The sequence below is a fragment of the Streptomyces sp. NPDC053673 genome, from assembly GCF_055585225.1.
On record NZ_JBVJKN010000047.1, the window covers coordinates 1 to 6,567 of the forward strand.

Annotated in this window: 3 protein-coding genes; 1 reads left to right on the forward strand and 2 read right to left on the reverse strand. The window is 71.8% G+C overall.

The window, feature by feature from the left end; genetic code table 11:
• Positions 1-105: 105 nt before the first annotated feature.
• The gene (locus ACZ6ZQ_RS35300; protein WP_469772610.1) at positions 106-1,512 is read right to left on the reverse strand and encodes a DUF6777 domain-containing protein; all 1,407 of its coding nucleotides are present in this window, start codon (positions 1,510-1,512) and stop codon (positions 106-108) included.
• 779 nt (positions 1,513-2,291) lie between these two features.
• Complete coding sequence (locus tag ACZ6ZQ_RS35305; protein WP_469772647.1) at positions 2,292-5,789, reverse strand: phosphodiester glycosidase family protein; 3,498 nt, start codon at positions 5,787-5,789, stop codon at positions 2,292-2,294.
• Positions 5,790-6,206: 417 nt separating this feature from the next.
• Here ACZ6ZQ_RS35305 and ACZ6ZQ_RS35310 point away from each other — a divergent pair.
• Positions 6,207-6,567 (forward strand): helix-turn-helix domain-containing protein (locus ACZ6ZQ_RS35310; RefSeq protein ID WP_469772611.1); only part of this gene is annotated, 361 nt, incomplete at its 3' end.

Consider the following 6,567-nt stretch of genomic DNA (forward strand, 5'->3'; position numbering starts at 1 on the left):
CCCCCCCCCCCCCCCCCCCCCCCCCCCCCCCCCCCCCCCCCCCCCCCCCCCCCCCCCCCCCCCCCCCCCCCCCCCCCCCCCCCCCCCCCCCCCGCTGCGGCCGGATCAGATCAGGAGCGAGACGGCGTCAGTGCCGTAGTCCTGCGGCTGTTCCGGGTACCCCGGATCGACGGGGGCTTCCGGCTCGACCGGGGGTTCCGGCTCAACGGGGGGCTCCGGCTCAACGGGGGGCTCCGGCTCAACCGGAGGCTCGGGGGCCGGCGGGGGCTCCGGGGCAGGCTCGGGGGCAGGCGGGGGCTCCGGGGCAGGCTCGGGGGCAGGTGGGGGCTCCGGGGCAGGCTCGGGGGCAGGTGGGGGCTCCGGGGCAGGCTCGGGGGCAGGCGGGGGCTCCGGGGCCGGTTCCGGGGCCGGCGGGGGCTCCGGGGCAGGCTCGGGGGCAGGTGGGGGCTCCGGGGCAGGCTCGGGGGCAGGCGGGGGCTCCGGGGCCGGTTCCGGGGCCGGCGGAGGCTCCGGGGCCGGTTCCGGGGCCGGCGGAGGCTCCGGGGCAGGTTCCGGGGCAGGCTCAACCGGGGGCTTCACCTCCTCGTCCTTCTCAGGCGCCTTCGCGTCCTCGTCCTTCTCCGGGGGCTTCACCTCCTCATCCTTCTCGGGCGGCTCCACCTCCTCATCCTTCTCAGGGGGCTCCTCAACTTGGTCAGGGACGGGCGTGGGCAAGGTAGGGACCGACGATTCGGGGTCTTGCCCCTTCGGGGCAGGGACGGGCTGGTCGTTCCTGCCCTGCACGTCTCCACTCGGACGCTCGAACCACGCCTTGCTGTCCTCGTCGAACATCCTGACGGTCTTCATCGGCTGGTCGGCGGGTTCGACCGCGACGAGCGTGGAAGGCTGGAACGACGACCACTGTTGGCCCGTGTACTTCTGCTGGCCCTGGACGAAGACGGGCGGGGTCAGGGGGTTGCCGCAGGCGCAGCGGACGCGCGGTACGCCGCGATCGTTGACCAGGACGGCCGTGCCGGCCTGCAGGATCGACTGAAAGCTGGTGGCCGCGTTGTTCTTGTACCCGTGGTTGGTGACCCGGGTGTCCCAGCCCAGCCGAGCGGGCGTCAGCGACCGCAGGTAGGAGGCGATGTCGGCTTGCCGGATACCCAGGGCGCCGGCGAAGACCCTCCCCTTGTCCTTGTTCTGCGTGAGGAAGGCGATCTGCTTCTCGACGTCGCAGGTCGCAACGTTCTGTGTGCCTCCGTACAGCCCCGGGTGCGAACCGTTGACCTCGAGAAGGCCCGTACCGTTCGCGCCGGGCGTCGGCGTAGCAGAGTTCGGCGACGTACTAGGGGTCGCATACGGGGGTGCCGGACTCTTGGTGTCCTTGGCCGTCGACGGGGTGAACGGATCGGTGCCCGGCGCCGAGGCGGTTTCGAGGAGGATCTCTCCGGCGCTGCTGCTCCCGCCCATGACGGTGGTGCCGAGGATCACCGCCATCGCCACGAACGCCGCAGCACCGGCAGCCGCCATCGTGCCGCGCGCACGCCACCAGGGCGATGGCGCTCCACGACGCCGGCCCGGCCCACCCGGTCCGCCGATCCCGGCCGGGGGACCGGACGGAGGGCCTGGTGGTGGCGGAGCACCTGGTGGTCGCGTCGGCGTCGCCGAAACCTGCTCACCTGATGGCCGCCCGGACAGCGGACCGGACGGAGGGCCCGCGGGGCGCTCGGACGGAGGAGGTATGGAGCTCATGACGCCCTCCCCACATCCAGGTCATGGGGAGAGCACCGTTCATTCGCATTCGCCCTCCTCATCTCCATAAGGGGTCTCGTATCAAGGAGGGGACTCGTATCAATATGGGGACTCCACGTCCGGGAAGCGTGAATCATGGCGTTCTCCTCTCGCGAGAAATGACGAAGAGGCCGGACGGCCCCCGTGATTTCACGAGCCGTTCGGCAGGGTTCGGCAGCGGGGCACATGTCCCGGAAATCGCACTGCCAGGGCTGATGCCGATGATGTGGTGGGTCCACGTCCTCTGAGTGAGCCCACGTCTCAAGTAAGTCCCGGACCCCGGATCACGTCATGCCGCTACTTTTCGGGACTTGACAGATGACGGTGCCCGCAATTAGCGATCGAATGCTCCACGACAAAGGCCCAGATCATGGACCCGGGCCTTGTCTCTGTTGTCCGGACCTCGCGGAGACCGGGTTGTCCGGACCTCGCGGAGGCCGAGTTGTCCGGACGTCTCGTATGCCGGCGCCTGGCGGGGGCGGCTACGCCGCCGGGGCCACCGGGCCGTCGGGGCGGGGCTACGCCGCCGGAGCCACCGGGCCGTGGCCCTGACGGGCGGCCACGGTGAAGCGGGCCTCGGCCGTCGCCCCGTTGACGGTCACCGCGAGCGTGCCCGTACCGGACCGGAGCCCGGCGAGCCGGCCCGTCGCCGGGTCGTACGCCGCGACGTGCCACGGCTTGGCCCGGTCCGGGTCGCCGACGTACACGTTCGGCGAGCCGCTCCAGTCGGCGCTCATCGGGAAGCCGACCGGCACCTCACGCGCACCGGCGCCCTCGCCCTGGATCACCGTCGCCTCGACGTCGGCGTCCTTCCCGGCGGGCAGCGTCTCCGGGGCGGTGAGCGTCAGGCCGTCGACGTGCGCCCTGGTCTGGACGGACACCCAGTCGGGGCCGCCGTTCCACGGCTGCCGTCGCGCCACGGCCTGCTGGGCCCTGGACACCTGGTCGACGCCGACCAGTGACCATCCGGTGAAGCCGCCCTGGTCCGCCGGAGTGGACGGGTTCTTCCCCGAATTGCCGTTGATCAGGTACGGGACGCCGTCCACGTGCTCGGCATGGAACGTGCCGACGTGGCTGCCGATGAATCCCGCGCCCTTCCCCGTCGTACGGCGGAAGTCGGCGAGCCAGCCCTCCAGCATCGCCGCCTCCTTGCGGTCGCCGAGCTGGCTGCCCTTCTGCGGCGTGGGGTCGCGCGGTGGTACGTGCTGGATGACCACGACCGACCCGGTCCTCGGGTCGGCGGCGGCCCGGTCCAGTTGCCGGCGCAGCTCCTTGATCTGCGCGAAGCCGCCGCCCCGCAGCCCGAGGCTGGAGGTGTCGAGCGTGATGAAGCGGGTGCCCTCGTGGTCGAACGTCCGCTGCGCGGGCCCGAATTCGGCCACGAAGTTGTCGATCTTTCCGCCCATGACCTCGTGGTTGCCCGGTACGTAGTACCAGGGCAGGTCGTCGCCCAGCTCCTCCTCCAGGACGGTGCGGGCGAAGGCGAGGTCCTCGGGCGAGCCCTCGTCGACCAGGTCGCCGTTGATGACCAGGAAGTCCGGCTCGGCGGCCTTGATCTCGCGGAGGGTGCGCCGGGCCTGGGCGACGATCGGGCTGCCGGGGCTGCGGGCCACGAACTGCGCGTCCGACATCACCGCGAACTGCCAGTCCCGGCCCTCCACCCGGGCGGCCGGATCGACGAGCGGGTCCCGGTGGACCGGCTCGTCCGGCAGCCCGATGGCCGGCGGGGCCTTCGCCGTGAGGTCGTCGATGACGATCTTCCCGGTGTACGAGCGGGTCGCGCCGGTCTCGGCGATGTAGAAGCGGTAGCCGGTCAGCGGGTACGAGACCCCGGCGGGGACGGCGAACTCGACGTGCTTCCAGTCGGTCCAGGTCACGTAGGGGCCGCGCAGCAGCTGGTCGGACCCCGCCGAGTCCTTCAGGTGCAGGGTCGGCCAGGCGCCCTTGCCGTCGCCCTTGATCCACATCCCGAACGACTGCGGCTGGCCGTCGACGGGTATCAGCTGCCCCGGCGGGTTGGCGTACGCGGCACGGGTGGCGGTGGACCGGGTGAAGTCGTAGCTGATCTCCAGGCCGGTTCCGGTGTGCCCGTCAACCGTCGGCGCGACCGAACCGGAGGCCCGGGCGGCGCTGAACGTCCAGCGGCCCGCGTCGTCGAAGGACGCCACCTGCTGCTCGGCCAGACCGACGGTGACGGCGAGCACCGTGCTCCTGCCCGCCACGGTCACCTTGACCTGACCGGCCGCGGCCTGCGCGGTACGCGCCTTGACGGTGAAGCCGCCCTCGGCGTTCGGCGTGATGTCGAAGAGGCCGCGGTCGTAGTCGAGCGTCACGTCGGACGGCTCGATCGGCGCACTGGTGCCGTGTGCGTCGAGACCGACGATGCCGAAGCGCCCGGACGCCTGCACGTCGGCGAGACCGACCCGCCGGGCCGAGGACCGGATCCGGTCCAGGTCGTCGAGGACGGTCAACCGGACGCTGCCGCGGGCACTTCCGCGCTGCGCTGTGACCTTCGTACTGCCGCTGCGCTCGGCCGTGAACACACCGTCGGCGCCGGCCCGTCCTACAGCGGGATTCTCCGCGTACCAGCGCGGCGCCCCCGCCGCCGGACCGTAGGTCTCGTCGTACCCGGCCGCGGTGAGGCGGCGGGTGAGTCCCGGGAAGACGCGCTCGGGGTGGCCGCCCCTCACCGGGTCGGCGGTGGGCGCGGAGCCGGGGTCCACGGCCGTCTCGACCCAGTAGCCCCTGAGCCTTCCGCTGCCGTCGGGGGCGGTGAAGGCGAGGCCGTTGGGGACGGTCCGCTCGGTGCCGTCGGACGGGCTGTTCTCCACCTGCGTCGTGTCGCTGCCCGGTTCGCGGGCGACGAGCGTCGAGGAGCCGCCGCCGTCGAGGTTGATGGCGTTGTACGCGCCGGCGCGATGCATCATCAGGGCGAGTTCGGTGAGAGTGGTGCCACCGCTGTCGGCCTGGCGGCCGTCCACGCCGAGGATGTGCATCTTGCTGCCGTCCTGCGAGAAGCCGACGGCGGTGCGCGGGGCCGCGGTGTTGTTGCCGCCGCCGTCGTGGTTGACCGGCTTGCCGTCGACGACGAGGAGTTCGTTGGCGCCGATGGCTGTCTGCGGCACCTCTCCCGTGCCCGCACGCGGGCGGTACTCCATGGCGACCGGGTCGCCGACGGCCAGCCCGGCGAGCGCGTCGGCTCCTGCGTCACGGCCGACCAGCACGGTCGTACCGGCCGGGACCGGTCCCTTGCCGGGTGCGGCTGCCGCGGTGGCCACCTTCCCGTCCACGACCGTCACTTCGGCGGTGCGCCGCGCTCCGTCGACGGTGAGGGCCCGGTCCGCCTCGCCCCACTGGGCGTTGTAGGCGCCGACGCCGTTCGCCGGGACGTTGGCGGCGTTGAGCGAGGCGAGCGGGCGAGTACCCGCGGGGAGAGTGAGCGTGCCGTCGAAGTAGAGCTCGAGGATGCGCCCGGCGTCGGCCGGACCGAAGCCGATGGCCCGGTGGTGGCCGATGGCCGGTGAGTTGACGAGCCGGCCGTCGTCGATGGCGACGCCGCTGGGAGCTCCGGTCTGGTTGATGTCGAAGAAGTCACCGTTGATCGCGGCCACGGTACGGCGCCCCGGACCGGGATCGTGCTCGGCGGCGAGCTGGGAGACGGTCTTCCTGGCGGCGACCTTGCCGGGGTAGAGGTAGTCGACCTTGGTGTCGGCGGTGAGGTCGACGGAGAGCGAGTCGACGCGCAGCCACTTGTCGGACTCCAGCCGGTCGTACGAGGTCAACTCGACGCCGGGGGCGATGGGGCGGCTGGTCCGGGCCGTCTCCAGCCCGTCGCCGTCCGCGATGGAGAGGGTGTCGAAGCCCGCGCTGGGTCCGTCGCCGTCCGGGCCGCTCGCGGCTGGCGGCGACACGGCCCGCAGCATCTCGGCCACGGACCGCGCGACGGGCTCGGGCGGCGGCGGTGCGGCCTCGGCGGCGGCGGGCCCGGCGGCGCCCAGCGCCAAGGCCGAGGACACCGTCACGACAAGCACAGGTCTGATGAATCCAGAACGTCTGATGAACCCTGTAAACCCTCTGACCCCTGCGAACCTTGCTAACCCTGTGACTCCTGCGAACCTTGCGAATCCTGAGGAAACCACGGCGACTCCGGTGAAGGCGGCCCATGTGTGCGCCTGCTGCGCACTCGACAGCGATTCAGCATCGCCGCGCAAATGAGGCCCTACCAGAGGGCGTTGGCAACGTCGGGGGTCACAGGTCGTGAACATCTGCGACTTGCACTCACAGCGTGACGCCGTGGCGCTACGCTCAGTAGGCAGCGGTGAGCCCAACTACCGTGCTGCGAGCAGTCGTTCCCCGAGATCGGCGCAGCGGTCGGCGCAGCGGTATTCGCGCACTGCACGGCAGATCCGCGGACGCACGAGGGGACGTGACCGATGGCCGCCCAGAACCAACTCGACCCATACGCCTCACCGAGGACCTTCTACGGCTCCGAGCTGCGCCGCGAGCGCGAGGGCGCCGGCTACTCGCAGGAACAGCTCGGCGAGCGAGTCTTCTGCTCGGGTACGTACATCGGCCAGTTCGAGTCGGCGAAACGCCTGCCTCAGCCAGAGGTGTCCCGGCTGCTGGACGAGATCTTCGCTTCCGGAGAGCACTTCCAGCGCCTGTGCCACCTTGCGCGCAAGTCCAGGCACACGGAGTACTTCGCGGACGCGGCGGAGCTGGAGCAGCAGGCGCGGACGATCGGCGAGTACGCGCCGATGCTGGTGCCGGGGTTGTTGCAGACGGAGGCGTACG